This window comes from Rhodococcus sp. AQ5-07 (genome assembly GCF_009707305.1).
GTDB classification, from domain to species: Bacteria; Actinomycetota; Actinomycetes; order Mycobacteriales; family Mycobacteriaceae; genus Rhodococcus_F; species Rhodococcus_F erythropolis.
Genome location: NZ_CP046099.1, coordinates 175,720 through 195,305, shown reverse-complemented (window position 1 = coordinate 195,305; position 19,586 = coordinate 175,720). Strand labels below are relative to the sequence as shown.

General features: G+C 62.2%; 22 protein-coding genes. 9 read left to right on the top strand and 13 right to left on the bottom strand.

The annotated features are described in order from the left end of the window. Positions 1-20 precede the first annotated feature (20 nt). The 4 genes from GJB56_RS00955 to GJB56_RS00945 all read right to left on the bottom strand — a co-directional run bounded on the left by GJB56_RS00955 (position 21) and on the right by GJB56_RS00945 (position 4,460). The gene (locus tag GJB56_RS00955) at positions 21-2,063 is read right to left on the bottom strand and encodes an Ig-like domain-containing protein (RefSeq protein ID WP_113682345.1); all 2,043 of its coding nucleotides are present in this window, start codon (positions 2,061-2,063) and stop codon (positions 21-23) included. 81 nt (positions 2,064-2,144) lie between these two features. Then, the gene (locus tag GJB56_RS31570; RefSeq protein WP_230091110.1) at positions 2,145-2,600 is read right to left on the bottom strand and encodes an Ig-like domain-containing protein; all 456 of its coding nucleotides are present in this window, start codon (positions 2,598-2,600) and stop codon (positions 2,145-2,147) included. Further along, on the bottom strand, positions 2,601-3,569 hold the full coding sequence (locus tag GJB56_RS00950) for an Ig-like domain-containing protein (protein WP_230091109.1): 969 nt from the start codon (positions 3,567-3,569) through the stop codon (positions 2,601-2,603). Between the two features lie 312 nt (positions 3,570-3,881). Continuing rightward, entirely contained in the window at positions 3,882-4,460 is a 579-nt protein-coding gene (locus GJB56_RS00945; protein WP_020906750.1) for a type IV toxin-antitoxin system AbiEi family antitoxin domain-containing protein, read from the bottom strand. 127 nt (positions 4,461-4,587) lie between these two features. Here GJB56_RS00945 and GJB56_RS00940 point away from each other — a divergent pair, with 127 nt between their 5' ends. Beyond that, a complete protein-coding gene (locus GJB56_RS00940) occupies positions 4,588-5,358 on the top strand; it encodes an LmeA family phospholipid-binding protein (protein WP_029254824.1) in 771 nt (256 codons plus the stop codon). On the opposite strand, the gene deoC is transcribed toward GJB56_RS00940, so the two are convergent. After that, positions 5,355-6,020 (bottom strand): deoxyribose-phosphate aldolase, encoded by a 666-nt coding sequence (gene deoC, locus GJB56_RS00935; RefSeq protein WP_113682444.1) that lies wholly within the window; start codon positions 6,018-6,020, stop codon positions 5,355-5,357. The genes GJB56_RS00940 and deoC overlap by 4 nt on opposite strands. Before the next feature lie 64 nt (positions 6,021-6,084). Here deoC and purU point away from each other — a divergent pair, with 64 nt between their 5' ends. Further along, positions 6,085-6,972 carry a formyltetrahydrofolate deformylase gene (gene purU, locus GJB56_RS00930; RefSeq protein WP_003941509.1) on the top strand — a complete coding sequence of 296 codons (888 nt, stop codon included), beginning with the start codon at positions 6,085-6,087 and terminating at the stop codon, positions 6,970-6,972. Here the strand turns inward: purU and GJB56_RS00925 are convergent. After that, positions 6,969-7,646 (bottom strand): GntR family transcriptional regulator, encoded by a 678-nt coding sequence (locus tag GJB56_RS00925; RefSeq protein WP_020968909.1) that lies wholly within the window; start codon positions 7,644-7,646, stop codon positions 6,969-6,971. The two genes, purU and GJB56_RS00925, sit on opposite strands and share 4 nt — an antisense overlap. 174 nt (positions 7,647-7,820) lie before the next feature. Here GJB56_RS00925 and GJB56_RS00920 point away from each other — a divergent pair, with 174 nt between their 5' ends. Genes GJB56_RS00920 through GJB56_RS00910 form a run of 3 tightly spaced genes read left to right on the top strand, consistent with a single transcriptional unit; the run spans position 7,821 to position 10,719 of the window. Beyond that, entirely contained in the window at positions 7,821-8,573 is a 753-nt protein-coding gene (locus tag GJB56_RS00920) for an HpcH/HpaI aldolase family protein (RefSeq protein ID WP_020968908.1), read from the top strand. Beyond that, a complete protein-coding gene (locus GJB56_RS00915) occupies positions 8,570-9,934 on the top strand; it encodes an MFS transporter (protein WP_003941494.1) in 1,365 nt (454 codons plus the stop codon). Before GJB56_RS00920 ends, GJB56_RS00915 begins: the two co-directional genes overlap by 4 nt. Then, positions 9,922-10,719, top strand: a complete 798-nt coding sequence (locus tag GJB56_RS00910) for a carbon-nitrogen hydrolase family protein (protein WP_003941519.1) — start codon at positions 9,922-9,924, stop codon at positions 10,717-10,719. The genes GJB56_RS00915 and GJB56_RS00910 overlap by 13 nt, the downstream gene beginning before the upstream one ends. Here GJB56_RS00910 and GJB56_RS00905 read toward each other — a convergent pair. The 5 genes from GJB56_RS00905 to GJB56_RS00885 form a co-directional block, all read right to left on the bottom strand. Further along, a complete protein-coding gene (locus GJB56_RS00905; RefSeq protein ID WP_021333908.1) occupies positions 10,716-11,747 on the bottom strand; it encodes an alpha/beta fold hydrolase in 1,032 nt (343 codons plus the stop codon). The genes GJB56_RS00910 and GJB56_RS00905 overlap by 4 nt on opposite strands. A 168-nt stretch (positions 11,748-11,915) precedes the next feature. Beyond that, positions 11,916-12,212: a DUF2516 family protein gene (locus GJB56_RS00900; RefSeq protein ID WP_003941505.1), complete on the bottom strand. Its 297-nt coding sequence runs from the start codon at positions 12,210-12,212 to the stop codon at positions 11,916-11,918. 96 nt (positions 12,213-12,308) lie between these two features. Beyond that, a complete protein-coding gene (locus GJB56_RS00895; protein WP_019744417.1) occupies positions 12,309-13,136 on the bottom strand; it encodes a heparin-binding hemagglutinin in 828 nt (275 codons plus the stop codon). After that, the gene (locus GJB56_RS00890) at positions 13,129-13,635 is read right to left on the bottom strand and encodes a helix-turn-helix domain-containing protein (RefSeq protein WP_021333907.1); all 507 of its coding nucleotides are present in this window, start codon (positions 13,633-13,635) and stop codon (positions 13,129-13,131) included. Before GJB56_RS00890 ends, GJB56_RS00895 begins: the two co-directional genes overlap by 8 nt. A gap of 103 nt (positions 13,636-13,738) precedes the next feature. Beyond that, on the bottom strand, positions 13,739-15,019 hold the full coding sequence (locus tag GJB56_RS00885) for a DUF445 domain-containing protein (RefSeq protein ID WP_113682344.1): 1,281 nt from the start codon (positions 15,017-15,019) through the stop codon (positions 13,739-13,741). A 170-nt stretch (positions 15,020-15,189) separates the two neighbouring features. On the opposite strand from GJB56_RS00885, the gene GJB56_RS00880 reads away from it, so the two are divergent. Continuing rightward, positions 15,190-15,924, top strand: a complete 735-nt coding sequence (locus GJB56_RS00880; RefSeq protein ID WP_003941527.1) for a TetR/AcrR family transcriptional regulator — start codon at positions 15,190-15,192, stop codon at positions 15,922-15,924. A gap of 57 nt (positions 15,925-15,981) precedes the next feature. Beyond that, complete coding sequence (locus tag GJB56_RS00875) at positions 15,982-16,836, top strand: polyphosphate kinase 2 family protein (RefSeq protein ID WP_042951170.1); 855 nt, start codon at positions 15,982-15,984, stop codon at positions 16,834-16,836. A 16-nt stretch (positions 16,837-16,852) separates the two neighbouring features. On the opposite strand, the gene GJB56_RS00870 is transcribed toward GJB56_RS00875, so the two are convergent. Continuing rightward, positions 16,853-17,074 carry a hypothetical protein gene (locus tag GJB56_RS00870; RefSeq protein ID WP_020968904.1) on the bottom strand — a complete coding sequence of 74 codons (222 nt, stop codon included), beginning with the start codon at positions 17,072-17,074 and terminating at the stop codon, positions 16,853-16,855. A 114-nt stretch (positions 17,075-17,188) separates the two neighbouring features. Between GJB56_RS00870 and GJB56_RS00865 the strand changes: the two genes are divergently transcribed. Next, positions 17,189-17,758 carry a DUF2231 domain-containing protein gene (locus GJB56_RS00865; RefSeq protein WP_020968903.1) on the top strand — a complete coding sequence of 190 codons (570 nt, stop codon included), beginning with the start codon at positions 17,189-17,191 and terminating at the stop codon, positions 17,756-17,758. A 22-nt stretch (positions 17,759-17,780) separates the two neighbouring features. Here GJB56_RS00865 and GJB56_RS00860 read toward each other — a convergent pair whose 3' ends face one another. Next, positions 17,781-18,194 (bottom strand): DUF6292 family protein, encoded by a 414-nt coding sequence (locus GJB56_RS00860; protein ID WP_003941464.1) that lies wholly within the window; start codon positions 18,192-18,194, stop codon positions 17,781-17,783. A 120-nt stretch (positions 18,195-18,314) separates the two neighbouring features. On the opposite strand from GJB56_RS00860, the gene GJB56_RS00855 reads away from it, so the two are divergent. Next, a complete protein-coding gene (locus tag GJB56_RS00855) occupies positions 18,315-19,583 on the top strand; it encodes a glycosyltransferase (RefSeq protein ID WP_020906742.1) in 1,269 nt (422 codons plus the stop codon). Positions 19,584-19,586 lie beyond the last annotated feature (3 nt).

The following is a 19,586-nucleotide window of genomic DNA, read 5'->3' as shown; positions in this document are numbered from 1 at the left end:
GTCCGTGTGCAGGCGTCGGGCTAGGACCCGAAGATGTTTTCCAGGCTTCCCAGCGAACCTGTCGAACTGCCGCCGTTGCCGGGATCGCCGCCGTCGGACTCTGCCGTGACCTTGACGGTGACTGCGGCCTGGGTCTCGGAACCGAGATAGCCGTCAGTTCCGCTGAACACCGCGGTGATTCGGCGATCACCGAGTTCGGTGAAGGTATGCGAGAGCGTGGCCTTGCCGTTCACTACCGCAACCGGTCCGCCGATCGGGGTGGTTCCGTCCATGAACTGGACCGTTCCCGCACTGAGCGTAGGAACAACTGCCGCAACGAGATCAACCTTCGCGCCCTTGACCGCTGACGCCGGAGCGCTCACGGTGATGGACGTTTCCTGATCCTCCGCGGCCGGAGCCGTGACCGAAACCGACTGAGCGGCCGAGGTAGAAGTGAGGAATCCTGTTGCACCCGAGTAGACGGCCGTGATGTCGTGCGTACCGACGCTCGCGAACTCGTGCATGATCGACGCCTTGCCCTCGACGACCGGCACCGGCGAGCCGAGATTGCCCGAGCCGTCCTTGAACTGCACTGTGCCGCCAACCGGCGTCGGCGTGACGGTTACGGACAGACCAACTGCCGTACCGGTTTTTGCATCCGCCGGAACGGTCAAGACCGTCTGGGTCTGCTGGTCGGTGGGAGCCGGCGCCTTGACGTTCACGGTCTGGGCGTTCGATGTCGAGCCCAGGTAGTTACCCGAACCCGAGAACACTGCGGTGATGCTGTACTCACCCGCCACGTTGAAGATCGGCGTGGTTGTCGCTTTTCCGGTTGCGTCCACGGGAATCGGGGAGCCCAGATCCCTGCCACTTTCCTTGAACTGCACGGTGCCACCTGCAACACCGGTCGAGACAGAGGCAGTGAACGACAATGCCTCACCGGTCGACGCCGTCGACGGGCCGACGAGGGTGGTCGTTGTGTTCTCCTCGACCACCACCGGAGCGACTGTCAGCGCATGCGGCGCCGACGTCGAAGTCTGGTAGACACCGGAACCGGAGTACACCGCCACGATCGAATGCGCTCCGACTGCATAGGAATTCGTCAGCGAAGCCTTGCCGTTGGCATCGACGGTAACGGCGCCGCCGAGGTCGGTTGCACCGTCTTTGAACTGCACCGTGCCACCCGCCGGAGTAGGCGACACCGTAGCCTCGACGGTCACGGACTCACCTGCAACTGCACTTGCGGGACCGGTGATCGCGGTTGCAGTGCTCTTGTCCGCTTCGGACACGACGACGTCGACAGCTGACGACGTGGAGGTCGCCACCTTTGCATTTCCGAGGTACTTGGCCGTCACGCTGTGGGTTCGGACGTCAGCCGGTGTCCAGGCAAGTGTTGCAACACCATTGGCGAGCGCGCCCGCACCGATCTTGGTGGCACCGTCGAAGAACTCCACCGAATCACCGTCGGCACCACCGGTCACCGTCGCGCTCAGCGGAACCGGTTGTCCCAACTTCACGCCGCTGGCCGGTGACAGCGTCGTCGCCGAAATGTTCTTCGACACCGTCACCGCCGGGCCCTTGTTCTGGAAATCGGAACTCGTCACTGACGCGTTGTAATGCACCGAAGTATCCAACGGCACCTCACGCGCACAATCCGCGCCCACCGTGTACTTGAACTCGAAAGTCTTCGAGTCGTTGTTGTACAGCGGCCACTCTGTCAGTGACCCTTTCACACGAACAAAATCAGCACCCTTGGACTCGACACTCCGCGTCGAACCATTCACCTTCGCCGAACCCTCGACGTACGTCAGACATGTCGGATGAACATCCTTGATCGCATACAGGTAATCCACGACGATGTTCTTCCGCTTGAACACAGTCTTCACGGTGATCGTCTCGCCCTCGGACGGAGTCACATTGCTGATCGTCCGCGTGTATTCGTAGTTGTTCGCATTCCACGTCAACGAACCCGGTGTCTCCGGCGCAGCTCCCGCAACCCCGAGACCCGTAACCGCCGCGAAACCCGCAGCAACAGCAAACACACTCAAACCTGCAACTGCACGACGTGCAGAACCTACAGACATAGATTTTCCTTCTCGAGAAGTGAGGGATATGGGTGATGCCCCACCACCTGAAGCGGGCGGGGCATCACCGGGTATCGATTGCTAGGAGCCGAAGATGTTGCCGAGGCTGCCGAGCGAACCGGTGCCGTTGCCTGGTTCTTCACCGTCGACCGGTGCGGCGATCTGGACGGAGACCTGATCGGAGGATGCCGTCACCGTGCCGGCGCCCGAGTACTCCGCCGCGACAATTCGCTGACCCTGAGTTGCGGGCTTCCACGAAAGGCTGGCCTTCCCGGATGAATCGACCGTAGCCGTGCCGATGACGGTCTCACCGTCCTTGAAGGTGACTGTGCCACCGGCATTTGCAGGACTGATCTGAGCGGAGATCGTCTGTGCAACGCCGACCTGCCCCGCTACTACGCTGAGATCTGTTGTGGAGCTTGTTGTTCCGGCGGGCTGTTCGGCGACTGTCACATTCGCGGTGGTACTCGACCCGGTGACGCCGGATCTGCCGGCGAACACAGCCTCGACGTTCTGCGCACCGGCAACCGTCGGCACTCAGGCGTAGGTCGCTTCACCGTTGCCTGCCACCGGCACCGAAGCGAGCACCGTTCCGCCGACCTTGAACGTGACCGTTCCACCGGTGCCCGACGCGGACACAGTCGCTTTGAGAGTGGTCGACTTGCCGACCTGCGCGCCCGAGATCGGCGCCAGCGTCGTACTGGACTGAGCATCGGCCTGCGAAACGTTCACGATCAGCGCTGCCGAAGCGGAACCGACGGCACGCGCCGTGTCGGCGAACTTCGCTGTGATCGAGTGATCTCCACGGGTGGTCGGTGTCCAGGCAAGTGTTGCAACACCATTGGCGAGCGCGCCCGCACCGATCTTGGAACCTGCGTCGAAGAACTCCACCGAATCACCGTCGGCACCACCGGTCACCGTCGCACTCAACGTCACCGGCTGCCCCACCTGAGCGCCACTGACCGGTGACACGGCCGTCGTCGAGACGTTCTTCTGAACATTGATCGACGGGCCACGACCATTCGTCGTGTCGTCAACGAACACCGTCCCGTCGAAATGCACCGTCGTCGACAAATTGGTACCACGAGCACAATCCGCGCCGACGCGATACTGGAATTCGAACGTCTTGACGTCACCGCCCCACATCGGCCACTCCGTAGCACCCGCACTCAACCGAACAGAATCAGTAGCCACTTCGTTGACACGGAACGCACTACCGTTCACCGTCGCCGAACCATCGACATACGTCATACACGCCGGATGAAAATCGCGCACCGCATACAGATTGTGAACTCCAGCAGTTCGCTTGAACACCGTCTTCGACGTGATCACATCACCCTCGGACGGCGTGCCGTTACTGATCGTCCGAGTCACCTTGTACCCATCGGAATTGAACTCCGCCGTCACCGGAGCCGCACCAGCAACCCCGACACCCGCAACCACGGCAAAACCCGCAGAAACAGCAAACACACTCAAACCACCGACAACACGACGAACACCACTCACGGACATCCACATCCCTCTCGCACACGGGAGCAGACAGCCGTCCAGGACAAGCGTCCGTCTGCTTTTGATGCCGTGACGTTATCCCATTGACTGTAAAGTAACTACGCTTTTCACCGAATTAGTTCATCGCCGACATCACCAAGCTGCAGCGATCATGGGTCGAAAGTCCCGAAGTACTGGTCCAGATATCGCTCCACCTGCACTGAAGAGAGAATATTCGCCCCGAAGTAGCGCATTTCAAATCTCTGATATTGGTGTCATATTCGATTTCGAACGTGATGCCAGAAGGTCGCAGAAGCATAGAAATCTCGATTACAGGCTTGCGGCGAGCGCCAACTCCACTCGGACGGCAACGTCGATGCTCGCGTTTTCACACGAGAGATACAACTCGTGCGCGTCGAGTCGACCTATCGCCACCGCATCGGCGACTACTTCGTTGAGCAGAACTTGAGAAATTCCACCGGATGCGAGGTCGTGCACGGTGCGCAAAGGCGTGGTGATGCGGATGGGTCCAATCTGTTCGCACTCGTCGTCCGCGAGCGGCAGTCGGTGCAGGGCGACTTGGCGGGTCGGCGCCGCGAGTGGGTGCGCTGTCGAGAGATGAATGAAGCGAGGTTGCAGGTGCCCGAGGCCATGTAGATCTGCGGCGCTGTAATGCGAGACGGTGGCGCTACCGGCGAACCACGTGCACCACTTCGCAAATTCGTCCAAGGCAGTATGCCTGACGCGTTCGAGGCGAAAGAGTCCGCGGCACTCACATGTCCATGTTCCGGATTCCGTCATCTCCTCCATCGACGCCAGACCGAAACCCAGTTCGGACGCTTGGAGAGCCGTGACAAATCCACACTGTCGCAGCGCAAGCAGCTCGAGTGATTCGTAGTCCGAAGCCATGACCACCTCCGGTGACCGTCGAAAACGCCGTTTCGAACAGACTACGGGCGACTGTGTCGCGCATCACAGGAATGAGGAAGTGCGTATTCACAGAGTTCGTTCAGACTCGTCGGGAAGAATCTGGCGAATGACTGTCGCAGCGAACAACCCTCGTCCGCGCAACCGAGTGCTCGTCATCCTTCTCGTGGTGATCGCCGTGCTCGTGGCGGCACTCGTCGGTGGAGAACTGTACGTACGCAACCAGGTGAAGACCTGCATGGCCGATCAGTTCCAGAGCGAACTGGGATCCCAGGTCGACGTCGGGTTGAGCTGGAAGCCCGTACTCCTGCAGGCAGTCGACAAGAAGGTGCCGTACATCAGCATCGACAGTGACGACTCTTCGTTCGGCCCCGCAACGGGCATGCAGGTTCACGCGAAGGTGAACGACATCAACTTGCAGCCCTCGGCGGGTAACAGCGGCACCATCGGCAGCTCCAGCGCCGACGTCACCTGGTCTACCGCAGGCATTCTCGCCACCTTGCAGGAGCAGACCTTCGGTGGCCTCGTCTCCGGCGTCACCGCCGACTCGAGCGCCGGAACACTCGCGTTCGACGTCGGACCGGTCGGGCTCGCGAAGCTCACGGTCAAGCCCACCGTCACCAACGGTGTGGTCGACGTTCAGACCGTCGGCGCCGAGATTCTCGGATTGGGTCTGCCGACAGACCTGGTCGACGGCATCGTCCAGACACTCACCGACAGCCTGCAGACGTACCCGCTGGACATGAAGCCCACCAAGCTGACCGTTACCGACGACGCAATCCAGATCTCACTGGAGGGCGGCGCTTACGCCATGCCCGTCGCCGACGCGAACAACCAGAACGCCTCGGCGGTGCCGGACAGCTGCGGCCTGCTGACCTAGTCGGTCAGACCGTCCAATACTGCTCGGGTTCCGGACAATCCGAGACGGGTGGCGCCGGCCGCAATCATGTCGAGTGCGGCCTGCGTCGTACGTATTCCGCCACTGGCCTTGACTCCCACGGCTGGGCCGACCGTCCGTGCCATCAGTTCGACGGCCTCGACCGTCGCCCCACCCGCGGGGTGGAAGCCTGTGGAGGTCTTGACGAAGTTCGCCCCGGCACGCACGGCTGCGCGGCAACATTCGACGATGGCCTCGTCGGACAGGGCAGCGGTTTCGAGAATCACTTTGAGGATCGCACTCTCCCCCATCGCCTCACGGACGGTGAGGATGTCTGCGAGCACAGCGCTGTAGTCGCCGGCGACCGCCGCTCCTACGTCGATGACCATGTCGATCTCGGTAGCGCCCTGATCGACGGCCAGTCGCGCTTCGGCACCCTTGACCAGTGAATGATGCTTCCCCGACGGGAATCCGACGACGGCCGCCGTCACCAGTCCGTCGGCGCGAATCGGCAACATCGACGGCGAGACACAGACGGCCAGCACACCGAGGCTGCGTGCCTCGTCGATCAGGGCGGTCACATCGGCCGCGGTGGCTTCGGGTTTGAGGAGAGTGTGGTCCACCATCGCGGCAACCTGGGAACGAGTGAGTGCAGCTTCAGACATGATGGAAAGCTTGGCACACCACCACGCGACCGTCGCCGCAGCCGCACCTGAGAGACTAGGCCGCATGACCGCTGCACCTTCGATCGACGATCGTCGCTATGTTCTTTCCCTCGGCTGCCCCGACACCACGGGCATCGTCGCACGCATCTCGACCTTTCTCACCGACGTCGGTGGATGGATCGTGGAGGCCGCGTACCACGCCGATGCCGACACCGGATGGTTCTTCACGCGTCAGGCGGTCCGTGCGTCGTCTGTGAGCATGAGCATCGACGAGCTTCGTGAACGGTTCAAAGCTGTTGCGGCCGAGATCGGTCCGGAAACCGAGTGGACTCTTCACGACTCCGGCGCACCCAAGAAGATCGTGCTGCTCGTGAGCAAGGAAGGTCACTGCTTGCATGACCTCCTGGGCCGCGCCGCGGGCGGAGAACTTCCGGCAGAGATCAGCGCCGTCATCGGAAATCACGAGGACCTGCGCAGTGTCACCGAGCGCCACGGGATCGACTTCCACCACGTTCCGTTCGCCAAGGACCCGGCCGAACGGGGACCGTCCTTCGAGAAGGTCCGCGCCCTGGTCGACGCCCACAACCCCGACGCCGTGGTTCTTGCACGCTTCATGCAGGTGCTTCCCGAATCACTGTGCGAGCACTGGGCCGGCCGCGCGATCAACATCCACCACAGCTTCTTGCCGTCGTTCATCGGTGCCCGCCCCTATCACCAGGCGTTCGCACGCGGCGTGAAGTTGATCGGCGCCACCTGCCACTACGTGACCGCCGAACTCGATGCCGGTCCGATCATCGAGCAGGACGTGATCCGTGTGGACCACGCCGACGATGTCGCCGACATGGTCCGCCAGGGTCGAGACATCGAAAAGCTCGTGCTCTCACGCGGACTGCGCTGGCACCTCGAGGATCGTGTTCTGGTCCACGGGCGCAAGACGGTCGTATTCAGCTAAGGCTGATCGGCAGGCAAGAGGGCAAGGACCTCCGGTACCGGCCGGAGGTGTGCGGCCAGAATTTCGAGAGCCTTGTCTGCATCGGATTCGTCCAGCGCCTCAACCAAGGCACGATGCTGCGCATTGATCGTGTCCAGGCGGTGCGGTCCCACGTTCAGGGCGCGCACCGCAACTCTCTGTTGCCGTGACCGGAGCGACTCGTAGAGTTCGGTCAGTACCGAGTTCTGTGCAGCTCTGACCATCGCAAGATGGAATTGCCGGTCGAGACCGGAAACCTCGAACCAATCACGTTCGCGCCCTGCAGCTTCCATCGGTTCGATCAGCTCGATCATTGACGTCGGCGCGCCGAAGCCTCGGGCACACAGCACCGTCACCGCGTGACCCTCGATCAGTTGCCGGCTCTGGTAGACCTCTTCGAGCTCACGGGCTGTCACGGTTCGGACCTGCGCGCCCTTGCGCGGCAGGAGAGTGATGAACTTTTCGGCGGCCAGCCGATGGAATGCCTCTCTGACCGGCGTACGGGACACCCCCATGGTCCCGGAGACCCACAGCTCGTCCAGGAATCGCCCCCCTTCGATCGATCCACGAATGATCTCGTCCCGCAACCAGACGTAGACGCGGTCGCGTGCCGGCCCCTGGGTGGCTGACGGGTCGGCAGTTGCCGGTGTCGACATCACAATCCCTTCGCACTGGCGTCCGCCGGGTTGACGAACTTGTAACAAATTCATCATACCGACTCTGGACACACCAAGCATTCTCTGTGTATACATGACGTATACGACAGCTGTGCGGGTCGTCACACCGATCAGATCAGTCGTAAAATCCCTACTGCCAAGGAGCCCACCAGCATGTTCAGCACTCCCGCCGACCGCCGTCACGCGATCTGGCTGTCCGATCCAAGCTTTGCCGCAGCAGAAATTGCGCGTGGGCTCGGCTACGGCGCGGTGATCCTCGACATCGAACACGGGTCGTTCGACCTTGCCGACCTCGAGCGATTCATCCCCTTCCTTCGCGGCCTGGACATGGAGGTTCTCGCGAAAGTACTGGGACCCGAGCGCGGACCCATTCAGCAGGCTCTCGACTTCGGCGCCACTGCCGTTGTCATTCCGCACATCGAAAATGCTTCCCATGCAAAGGAAGTCACTGCGTTCGCCAAATTCCCACCGCTAGGCGACCGTAGTTTCGCCGGCGGGCGCACGACCAACTACGGCGGTTTCACCGACGACTGGGTCCGTCGCCAGGACACCTTCACCCGTTGCTACCCGATGATCGAGGATGCCGGAGCAATCGAGAACATCGCAGACATCCTGGCACTGGACACCGTCGACGGCGTCTTCGTTGGCCCGTCCGATCTTTCGCTGCGCCGAGAACGCGGTGCATACACACGTACCGAGGGCGATTTTGCCGACCTCGCTATCGTTGCCGCAGCGGCAGCCGAAGCAGGCAAGCCGTGGGTACTGCCGGCGTGGAGCGTGGAAGAGAAAGAATTTGCCGTCCGACACGGCGCTGATCAGATGGCGTTGATCATGCAGCACGGTGCCCTCGCTGCCGGCTTTGCCGGACCGCTCGATCAGATCACTCGGATTCGGGAGTCTCGATGACAACACAAACCTCGGAACCCGGCTCGTCACCGATAAAGGCGGCCGTCCCGCCGAAGATCGGCCGTGCCCGTTGGGGTATCGCCGGAGTTCTCGGCGTCGGCATGTTCGTCAACTACATCGACCGCGTGAACCTCTCCATTGCCGCACCGGAGATCATGCGCGACTTCGACATCAGCGCTTCGCAAATGGGAATGGTCTCGTCCGCGTTCCTGTGGACGTACGCCATGCTCCAGATGCCGATCGGTTCGTTCATCGACCGCATCGGCGTGCGGTGGGTCAATCGAGCTGCCGCGTTTCTCTGGGCCGTGGCGTCGTTCGCCTCCGCTGCGGCAGGTGGACTGGGAATGCTCCTGGTCGCCCGACTCGTCCTCGGTGTCGGCGAAGCGCCTACTGTCCCGGCCGGCTGGAAAGCAATCGGCCAATGGTTCCCGAAGCAGGAGCGTGGGACCGCGACTTCCATCTTCGACGGGTGTGCCAAGATCTCGAACGTGATCGGCATCCCGATCATGGCGTTCTTGGTCACGACGTTCAGCTGGCACGCGGCCTTCATCTTCACCGGCATCCTCTCCGTGGCCTACCTCGCGATTTGGTGGCTGCTGTATCTGACGCCCAAAGAGGCACTGGCGAAAGGTCGGCTGAGCCAAGCGGAGTTCGACTACATCCGCGAGGGCGGCGCCGAAGACGAGGACGCAGAAACCAGCGGTTCGCTCAATGGTCTGGGCTACCTCCTGCGGCGACGCAAGACTTGGGGACTCGCACTCGGGTACGCGTCCTATACGTACGCCTACTACGTGCTCTTGACCTGGCTCCCCGCCTACTTGGAGAAGAGTTTCGGGGTCAACCTCCTCAAGGGCGGCATCTACACGATGATCCCGTGGCTCGTCGCCGTGATCGCACAGTTCCTCATCGCCGGCATCCTGATGGACAGGTGGTTGGCCAAAACGGGTGACGTCACCAAGGTCCGCCGTACGGTCCTCGTGGTCAGCCTCCTGGCATCACTTGCTGTCACGGGAGCGGCATACGCGGGATCGATCGCAGTCGCCCTGATCTTCCTCTCGATCGGAGCAGCAGGACTGGCAGTGTCGGTCCCCGCAGGTTCGTCCATCGTGGCGCTCATTGCGCCTGAGGGATACACCGGGTCGCTCGGCGGCATCGTCAATTTCGTGGCGAATCTGCTCGGAATCGCGGCGCCCATCGTGACCGGCATGGTGGTCGACGCCACCGGTTCGTTCGCCGGCGCGTTCATCGCGACCGGTGCGGTACTCATCGGCGGAATCTTCTGTTACACCGTGGTGCTCGGCAAGATCGAGAGAATGCCGGCGCCCCAAGCCCAGAAAGGCACAACCACATGGTCGACGTAGCAATCGCACAGTACGCCCCAGGACTCGACAAGCAGTCGAATCTCGAGCAACTCACGAAACTGGCGAGCGAAGCGGCGGAATCCGGCGCTCGCATCGTGGTCGCTCCCGAGTACGCGATGTTCACGGCTCCGAGCATGGACTCACGTTTCGTCTTGACCGCCGAGTCGCTCGACGGCGAATTCGTCTCAGCGCTGGCAGACCTCGCAACAACTCTCGGCATTCACATAGTCGCCGGGATCAACGAGGCAGTTACGGGCTCCGACAAGATCTCGAACACCTTGGTCGCCCTGGCCCCGAAACTCGGTGTCGTTGCGATCTACCGAAAGCTGCACCTGTACGACGCTTTCGGTTACAAGGAATCGGACGTCGTCCGTGCCGGTGAGATTCACGACCCCGAAACCTTTGTCGTGGAAGACGTCCGGTTCGGTCTTCAGACTTGCTACGACCTTCGCTTCCCGGAAACGACACGACGGATCGTCGATGCAGGCGCCGACGTTCTCCTCCTCCCGGCAGAGTGGGTGCCCGGCCCGTTGAAGGAAGATCACTGGACAACTCTCGTCCGCGCCCGCGCGATCGAGAACACGATCTACGTCGCGGCGGCCGACCAATGCGCACCGGCGGGATCAGGCGCGAGCATGATTGTGGATCCGATGGGCGTCATCGTCGCATCTCTGGGAGAACGCGTGGGTATGGCGACTGCAACCGTCTCCCTCGAACGAATCGCGGAGGTTCGGATGAAGAATCCGGCTCTCGAACTACGCAGATTCGGAGTCACCGCGCGCTAGAGATTGCGCAGTCGCACGATTTCCTTGTCGAACTCGTCGATGTTCTCGATCGACGACATGTGACCGACGCCCGGCAACACGATCAACCGTTCGAGGTTGCCGGCGTCGTCGAGGACCTGCGCAAGCTTGCGCGCATGGACCGGCGGAGTGAGCCGATCGAGCGAACCGACGAGCACGGTGGTCGGCACTTCGAGATTGTCGAGTCCCTCGTGAATGTCGAGGGTGCTCAGCGCTGCTCCCCAACCGCCACGAATACGCGGCTTGCACTCACGAACGATGTTCTCGCAGAACTGAATCTCGGCCTTGGTCGCGTTCGGTGACATCGAGACGTACTGGATCGCCTTCGTCATGGCGCCTGAGGAGACAAACGGAACGGGCGAACTGAGGATGGCGCGGCCCACGGGGACAGGCACCCGAGGAAAGCGATTGGGCAGTGGGATGACCGTGGTCTCGGCGATCAACCTTTCACTCGCGGTGCTCGCGAGCATGACCGCCGACGCGTACTTCTTGACCTCGTCGGGGTGACGACCAGCCCAGGCGATGATGCTCATCCCGCCCATGCTGTGACCGACGATGACCGCCTTCTTGTCCTCGCGAACCGTGGCTGCCAGCACGGCAGAGAGGTCGTCGGCGAGGACGTCCGGGCCGAGCGGAAGATTACCGACGGTGCTGCGTCCGTGACCGCGCTGATCGTAGGTGATGACGCGATATTCACCGGCAAGCGCATTGACCTGCGGGTACCAGAATTCGGTTGAGCATGTCCAGCCGTGACTGAGAACGATCGGATCGCCGTCGACGGGACCGTAAGCCCGGACATTGATGATCGCACCGTCGTCGGTGGTCAGTTCGCTGATATCAGCTTTGAGCGTCGGAGTCTTCAGGAGTGCGTTGGGCTCGACGTCGCTCGAAAGAGTCAACCCGCGCGTGGATCGCCTATGACGGATCCCAGCGACTGCCGCGACGAGTGCTCCCACTCCGACGGCGCCTGCCAGTACTCGAAGCTCTGTGGTGCGCGAACGACTGGACATGCATTTACCCCTGACTGCTGCTGACGACAGACGGATGCAATCTATGTGTGACTGCCGTTAACCGACACTATCACTCGAACAACGCGCGTTGTCAGCGTTGGAGCGAAGAGTGGGGCAACACACGGTGACCTGGAACCGCGTCACCGGATGAGCAGAAACCGCGGCCCACTACCAGCGGGAACCGCCATGCTGGATGTCGTCCACGCGCGGTCGAACGTCGACGAGATATACACACACTGCAACAACCGCGATGATGCCCAGGAGACCGACTGGGGATGTCGCCAGCAGGATCAACGCCGCAACGATCAGAATTCCGAGCCAGATCGGCTTGGTCAATTTGTTGACCGCGGTAAAGGCGTCCGGACGCTGCCTGACGGCATGAACGATCGCGTAGACAGCACCCACCAACGCGAGCACTTTGAGTGCGAGAAAGATCAGACCGACTAGCCCATCGACTTGAGTCACAACTACATCCTAAGTTCTCATCCGGTTCCCGACGAACACGAAGGCTCCCACACTCGGCTGAGCGCGGGAGCCTTCGTCAGGTGGAGCTGGGCAAAATCAGGCCTTCTTGGCCGGAGCAGCCTTCTTGGCCGGAGCCGGCGCGGTGGCCTTGGCCGGAGCAGCCTTGGCCGGTGCAGCCTTGGCCGGAGCAGCCTTCTTGGCGGCGGTGGTTGCGCGCTCCTGGACGTCGGACGCAGCAGCGGTCACGCGAGCGGCAGCTTCCTTGGAAGCCTCGTCTGCCTGGTCACCGAGGTCGAGGACCTTCAGTGCAGCCTCGTCGCCTGCATCGGCGATCTTCTCGCCGGCGTCAGCGATCTTCTCGCCGACCTCTTCTGCGGTGTCGGAGATGCGTCCGGCGGCGCGGCCGGCCAGCTTGGCAGCCTGCTCGCCCACGGCGCGCGTCTGACGAGCAACGGTTCCGAGTGCATCTTCGGTCAGCTCGACGGCGTCGCCGAGTGCCGACTCTGCAGCAGCGATGCCCTCTTCGACTGCGGGCTGCTTGCGGATGCGCTCGACTGCGTCTTCGCCACGCTCTGCGAGGGAGTTGTACAGATCGCCGGCAACCTTGAGGTATGCCTCGGCGACCTTGCGGAGTTCCTCGGGTGCGAACTTCTCTCGCAGCTCGGCGAGCTCTTCGGGCAGCTCGGACGGCAGGCCGGCGAGACGCTCGCGCAGTGCCTCGACGCTCTCGGCAACGTCACCCTGAACGGAAGCAAGCTTCTCGCGGGCACCGTCGACACGGCCGTTGACGTCACCCTGGGTGTTCTCGGCGCGCTCACGAACCTGAGCGACTACATCGGCCACGGCCTGGACAACCAGGTCGCCTGCGCCGACAGCGGCGTAGAGCGAGGTCTTGACGCTGTCGATGGCGTTCTTGTCAGTCATCTTGTTCTCCTAGTGAAGTCTCGGTGTCTGGAATTGCGGCCGATTCAGCGGAATCGGGCGCTGCGGCTGGTCTGGACGACTCGTTCTCGCGACAGAACGAGTCGTAGATTTCGAGCAGTACTTGCTTCTGCCGTTCGTTGATGGCCGTCTCGGCCAACACCGCGTCCCTGATGGGACTGTGCGGGCGTTGTTCGAGATATCCCGCTTGGACGTACAGGACTTCTGATGAGACCCGAAGACCCTTGGCAATTTGCGCCAGTACGTCTGCCGACGGTTTGCGCAATCCGCGTTCGATCTGACTCAGATACGGATTGCTGACGCCGGCGAGTTGAGCAAGTTGGCGCATCGAAACTTGGGCGGCTTCCCGCTGTGCACGAATGAACCCCCCGATGTCGTGTGCCGCAGAGCTGACGACGCGAGCTGCCAAGTCGCTTGCTCCGGCTGCGGCACCGGATAATTCACGATCTCCGTCATCGGAGTTCGTCGACTTCGCTGGCATTGCGTCCTCCCTTTCCAGTGGACATTTCCCAGGATAGGAGAGGGTGCTAACTATTGCAAGCACTACTGCTAGCACTCGTGGTGGACGTCACATACCGGACAGCTCAGCCGAAGATGAGCGTCGAAATCGTGTAGATCAGCAGCCCGGCGATCGAGCCGACAACGGTGCCGTTGATACGGATGAACTGAAGATCTCGACCGACCTGCAGCTCGATCTTCTGGCTCGCTTCGTCGGCATCCCACCGCTCGACCGTGTCGCTGATGACTCCGGTGATCTCGTCGGTGTAGTTCTCCGCGATGTACTTGGTGCCCTGCACCAGCCAGCCGTCGACCTTCTCACGCATGGATTCGTCGTCTCGCAGCCTGATTCCGAAGCCGGCCACGTTCTCGGCGACCTTGGTCCGCAGGGTGCTGTTCGGATCGTCGACCGACTCCATGATGAGGCGCTTGGCGACCTGCCACGTCGAGGACGCCAGACCCGTCACTTCCTCGCGGCCCATGATCTCCGCCTTGATCCCTTCGGCCTTCTTGATGGTCTCCGGGTCGTTCTGCAGATCATCGGCGAAGTCGATCAGGAAGCGGTTGGCGGCGAGGCGTACCTCGTGTTCGGGGTTGGAACGGACCTTCCAGGTGAACTCGACGAGTTCCTTGTATATCTTCTCCCCCAGCATCGCGTCGACGAATTTCGGCGACCACGCCGGCGAATCGCGAACGATCACACGGTCGACCGTCTCCTGGCTGCCGAGTGCCCACTGATGCGCGCGCTCGGCAAGCAATTCGATGATCGGCAGTTGCTTGTTGTCCTTGAGCAACTCCCCGAGCACTCGGCCGATCGGCGGTCCCCACATGGGCTCGGCCAGCCGCTTCACGATCGTGTTGTCGATGATCTGGGCAATGTCCTCGTCGCGAAGAACCTCGACCATCCCGCGCAATACCGTCGACGTCTCGGCAGCGACGCGAGCGGCATTGGCAGGTTCAGCCATCCACGTACCGAGGCGGAGCGGAATCTGCGCCTGCTGCACCTTGGCCGACACAACCTCGGGAGCCAGGAAGTTCTGACCGACGAACGAGCTCAAACTGGCTCCGAGCTGGTCTTTCTTACGCTTGATGATGGCAGTGTGCGGGATGGGAAGCCCCATCGGATGACGGAAGAGCGCGGTGACGGCAAACCAGTCGGCAAGCGCGCCGACCATGCCCGCCTCGGACGCAGCCCGGACGTACCCGACCCACTCTCCGGCGCCGCGGGATTCCTGCCACCGGCAGAAGATGTAGACCACCGTCGCGAAGCCGAGGAGGCCAGTGGCGAAGACTTTCATCTTGCGAAGGTCCCGACGCTTGGCGGCGTCGTCGAAGGCGGAGAGGCTCAGTTGCTGCACCCTCGCCATTGTGCCGAAAGGTGTGACGCGGCGTAGCGCGAGCGACACGATGTCCGATTCGCTAGGACTTAATCCCCCGAACTGCGGATGTGAGTGCCCGAGATAAAGGCACGGACATTAAGCTGGACCAGAAAGTAGACCGATCGGACGTGGCTCGCACCACAGATATGAGATGACTCGTGGCCAAGAATGCCGTGCAGGACAACGAGCAGGTAGACGGCCCAGTCGTTGCTGATGCGAAGCCCGAGAAATCCGACGGTCGCAAGCGTCGGTGGCGCGAACACAAGATCGCTCGCCGCGAGGAACTCGTCGACGGCACCATTGCCGCTATCCGGGCACGCGGCCGTGAGATCGGCATGGACGAGATCGCGTCCGAGATCGGTGTGTCCAAGACCGTGCTCTACCGGTACTTCGCCGACAAGAGCGACCTCACCACCGCCACGATGATGCGGTACGTCGAGACCATCCTGTCGCCGCGTATCTACGAAGCGATCAGCGGTGATCTCGACGATTTCGAACTCACCCAGGCCAGCATCACCGCGTACGTCGAGACGGTGGCGTCCGACCCCGACATCTACCTCTACGTCATGGCCAACGGCGCCGGCGCCAACCGCGACGTCGTTGCCGATTCCGAGCGCATGATCGCCGAATTGCTCTCCACGGTGTTGGGCAATCGTCTTCGCGAGATGGAGATGGATTCCGGCGGTTCCCTGCCGTGGGCGTTCGGGATCGTCGGCGGAATTCAGCTCGCGACGCACTGGTGGATCTCCAACAAGTCGATGTCCGCAGAATCGCTGATCGACTACCTCACCATGATGACGTGGGGCGGCATCACCGGCATTGCTGCGGTCAACGGATCACCGGCCAAGTTCAAGTCGGTTCCGCATCCCCTCGTCAAGCCTGCCGAGGACTGACTCGCCCGAGACCGAACTTTCGAGCCACAGGGGTCGATCCTGTGGCACTCTTTCGGCATGGCACAAGACTCGCTGTGGGAAACACCGGCCGCCAAGACACTGCGGGCGGAGCCCGGGTTCGAACTCGATCAACTCGATCGCAACAGCACTCCGGGATTCACCGGAAACAAAGCTGACGGCGAACGTCTACTCGAGGAGCGCGGCGCGGTTCTGTCCGACCTGCAGGAGTTGCTCTACGCCAACGGCAGGTCCGGGGACAGCCGTTCCATCCTGCTGGTCCTGCAAGGAATGGACACCGCAGGCAAGGGTGGCATGGTCCGACACGTGATCGGTCACGTGGATCCTTCGGGAGTTCAGCACGCGGCCTTCGGCGTCCCGACCGAAGAGGAAAAGCAACATCACTACCTCTGGCGGATCAAGAAGGAACTCCCCCGCGGCGGCTATCTCGGTGTGTTCGATCGCTCCCACTACGAGGACGTCCTGGTCGTGCGCGTCCACGATCTTGTCCCTGAGGATGTCTGGAGCACGCGCTACGACGAGATCAACCAGTTCGAGAAGGAACTCGTCGACGCCGGAACCACCATCGTGAAGGTGGCGATGTTCGTCTCGCTCGACGAGCAGAAGAAGCGGCTCGAAGAGCGTCTCGACCGCCCGGACAAGTACTGGAAGTACAACCCGGGTGACGTGACCGAACGCGGTTTGTGGCCTGCATATCAACAGGCGTATCAGGCAATGCTCGACAAGACGTCGACCGAGCACGCGCCGTGGTACGTCGTGCCGTGTGATCGGAAGTGGTACAGCCGAATTGCGGTCACGGAGCTACTGATCGACGCTCTGGAAAAGCTCGATCTCGACTGGCCGTCTGCCAACTTCGACATCGAGGCGGAAAAAGCGCGACTGGCACAGTCCTGATCAGAAGCAGTCCTGATCAGAACAGGTGTGGGGATTCGCGGTGCACTTTGTGGTCGTGATGAACGGTGCTGGTGTACAGGGCAACCGCCAGTCCGATGGACGCGACGCCGGCGAGCCCGGCAATCAACGCCCAACCACCGTGCCCTGAACCGGCGGCCACGAGAAAGCTGCCGAGACAGACAACTGTGGCCAGCACCAGGAAATACGACGCCCACGCTGCAAAGAGATTGAGCTTCATCGTTCGCTCCTCCGGTCGGATCTCTTTCGTTTCGACCGTACGCCGGAGCATGACGGTCGACAAGACACTCCTGTCGTGAGGTTTCCCGACGTCTACGCCGGGTAGCCGAATTGCATGGACATCGGAACTCTTTACCGCGGAATCGAATCGGCGCGCGGACTGGACGGTCCGTCCACTGGCATCAGACGCAGAATCCTCGAGATCACCGAGCGATCCGACAGATCGCGTACTGTCGCCGCACTTCTGCGCGGCGCCCTCGTCGGGCATCCCATCCATCCCGCCCTCGTGACCATTCCCGCGGGCGCGTGGACGGCTTCGCTGATCTTCGACGTGTCAGGCGATCCGCAGACTGCACGACGGTTGATCGGGCTCGGACTGGTCTCGACGCCGCCGGCTTTGCTGACAGGCTGGCTGGACTGGTCCGAACGTGGCGACGTCGCACGCCGTGTGGGGCTGGTACACGCCGCATCGAATGCTGTGGGGATCTGGTCTTTTGCCGCGTCGTACAGGCTACGCGGCAAGGATTCACTCGCGCTGGCGCGAGTTCTGTCGGTGCTGGGGCTCACCGCGGTCGGTGTCGGTGGCGCGCTCGGCGGTCACATCGTTTTCAAACTCATGGACGATCCTGCCGTCGAGGCTGCAGCGACTCCGGTTCTCGATCCCATCCTGGACGTGGTCAACTGAGCTGATCGGACCTCAATACTATTCAGGCGTAAGCACTTCCGGAGTAGCTCCGTAGTTCTCGCGCGGTCTCGTCCGAATCCGCCAGTGGCCTGTTCATGACCCAGTGCGGGCTGCGCGTGCCCAGTGTCGCGGCAAAGTCGGCGACGGCGTCCGGGGTCGGCACTGCGTGTTCGCCCAGATATCCGAGAACGATGAGGTCCTCCCCTGAACGAGTCTCCACGGCCAGGGCCCAACCGCACGTCTCCTCCCACAGCAACGCCACCTCACGCCCAGGGAAACGCGGCACAGTTCGATCCAACGCGATGTAGGCCTCCAGTGGATGCTCGCGCCTGCAACACCATTGCTCTATGCCGGCCCCCACGCCGACCGCCACCCGTTGTACGTACCGCTCGAACCCGAGTCCGACGGTTGCGTCGACCAGCATTTGTTCTGTCATCGAACCTCACTCCTCGCCATCGTGTTTGGAATGTGCCCAGCGCTGACCGCGCCGAAACCCGGTTCAGATCACGGACTCCGGGTATCCCCAGACGAACCGATCAAGTGGAGAGGGGACCCGATGAAGTACTCGCCCGCTATGGCTCCCGGACGAATGCTGAAGATCTCCATGGTGTCGGTGAACGCCGATCCACTCGCACCGGTGGGCTGCTCAGCAGCCGGTGCACAGAACCTGCACGTCGACGAACTGTCCGCGGCCCTGGTTCGCGCCGGACACGATGTCACCGTCTTCACCAGGCGGGCACACGTCGGTGGACCGGACCGCGTTCGCGCCCGCGCCGGGTACTCCGTCGACTATCTCGAAGCCGGCCCGACACACGCTCTCCCGGACGCCGAAATACTCCCCCACCTGGGCACCTTTGCCAGCATTCTGCGCGCTCAGTGGAGTACCGACCGACCCGATGTGGTGCACTCGCACTTCTGGATGTCTGGTGTGGCAACGGAACTCGCGACCCGCTCACTCGGCATCCCCGTACTTCAGACATTCCATTCCCTGGGATCTGCGGCGCACCGACACCTCGGAGCAGCCGACGACAGCCCATCGGAGCGGACTCACCTGGAACCATTGATCGCCAGGGGCGCAACCCATGTCATCGCGACAAGTTCGGACGAAATCTTCGATCTGGTTCGGCAGGGATCACCACGATCACGGACCACGATGGTGCCCTCGGGCGTCGATACCGAAGCGTTCACCCCGGAGGGACCCGCCGCGAAGAAGACCGCGCCGCATCGATTGATCTGCGTCGGAAGGCTGGTGGAGCAGAAGGGCTTCGATGTTGCCGTCGCCGCGCTGGCTTCGCTGCCGGACACGGAGTTGGTGGTGATCGGCGGGCCACCCGTCGCGCAACTGAGCACCGACGAGGTTGCGATCCGCTTGGTCAAGCTCGCCGAGCGGCTCGGCGTCGCAGATCGAGTCCAATTGTTGGGACGCGTTCCGCACCGCCAACTACCGAAACTGATGCGGTCGGCCGACGCCCTCGTATGCACCCCCAGATACGAACCTTTCGGAATCGCGGCGCTGGAAGCGATGGCGTGCGGAGTTCCTGTAGTCGCGACTCCTGTTGGCGGACTGCGGGATACGGTGATCGACGGACTCACCGGGCGTCGGGTACCGGTGAACAGCCCCGTGGAAACCGCGCGCGCGGTCCGGCATCTTCTCGACGACGAAGACGAGGGCGCGGCGTTTGCACGGCAGAGTCGGGCCCGAGCGTGCGAATCGTATTCATGGGATCACGTCGCCACCGAGGTGGTCCGAACCTACGGCCGCTGCGTCACAGCACCGCCGAGAGCCCGCCAACACAAGGGCACTCACCGAAGTGAAGTGCACTGACGC

Bases quoted from the DNA above. Each gene is read 5' to 3' on its own strand.
- GJB56_RS00955 (WP_113682345.1), bottom strand. From the start codon at position 2,063: ATGTCTGTAGGTTCTGCACGTCGTGCAGTTGCAGGTTTGAGTGTGTTT.
- GJB56_RS00945 (WP_020906750.1), bottom strand. From the start codon at position 4,460: ATGGCTTCGGACTACGAATCACTCGAGCTGCTTGCGCTGCGACAGTGT.
- GJB56_RS00940 (WP_029254824.1), top strand. From the start codon at position 4,588: ATGACTGTCGCAGCGAACAACCCTCGTCCGCGCAACCGAGTGCTCGTC.
- deoC (WP_113682444.1), bottom strand. From the start codon at position 6,020: ATGTCTGAAGCTGCACTCACTCGTTCCCAGGTTGCCGCGATGGTGGAC.
- purU (WP_003941509.1), top strand. From the start codon at position 6,085: ATGACCGCTGCACCTTCGATCGACGATCGTCGCTATGTTCTTTCCCTC.
- GJB56_RS00925 (WP_020968909.1), bottom strand. From the start codon at position 7,646: ATGTCGACACCGGCAACTGCCGACCCGTCAGCCACCCAGGGGCCGGCA.
- GJB56_RS00920 (WP_020968908.1), top strand. From the start codon at position 7,821: ATGTTCAGCACTCCCGCCGACCGCCGTCACGCGATCTGGCTGTCCGAT.
- GJB56_RS00915 (WP_003941494.1), top strand. From the start codon at position 8,570: ATGACAACACAAACCTCGGAACCCGGCTCGTCACCGATAAAGGCGGCC.
- GJB56_RS00910 (WP_003941519.1), top strand. From the start codon at position 9,922: ATGGTCGACGTAGCAATCGCACAGTACGCCCCAGGACTCGACAAGCAG.
- GJB56_RS00905 (WP_021333908.1), bottom strand. From the start codon at position 11,747: ATGTCCAGTCGTTCGCGCACCACAGAGCTTCGAGTACTGGCAGGCGCC.
- GJB56_RS00895 (WP_019744417.1), bottom strand. From the start codon at position 13,136: ATGACTGACAAGAACGCCATCGACAGCGTCAAGACCTCGCTCTACGCC.
- GJB56_RS00890 (WP_021333907.1), bottom strand. From the start codon at position 13,635: ATGCCAGCGAAGTCGACGAACTCCGATGACGGAGATCGTGAATTATCC.
- GJB56_RS00885 (WP_113682344.1), bottom strand. From the start codon at position 15,019: ATGGCGAGGGTGCAGCAACTGAGCCTCTCCGCCTTCGACGACGCCGCC.
- GJB56_RS00875 (WP_042951170.1), top strand. From the start codon at position 15,982: ATGGCACAAGACTCGCTGTGGGAAACACCGGCCGCCAAGACACTGCGG.
- GJB56_RS00870 (WP_020968904.1), bottom strand. From the start codon at position 17,074: ATGAAGCTCAATCTCTTTGCAGCGTGGGCGTCGTATTTCCTGGTGCTG.
- GJB56_RS00865 (WP_020968903.1), top strand. From the start codon at position 17,189: ATGGACATCGGAACTCTTTACCGCGGAATCGAATCGGCGCGCGGACTG.
- GJB56_RS00860 (WP_003941464.1), bottom strand. From the start codon at position 18,194: ATGACAGAACAAATGCTGGTCGACGCAACCGTCGGACTCGGGTTCGAG.
- GJB56_RS00855 (WP_020906742.1), top strand. From the start codon at position 18,315: ATGAAGTACTCGCCCGCTATGGCTCCCGGACGAATGCTGAAGATCTCC.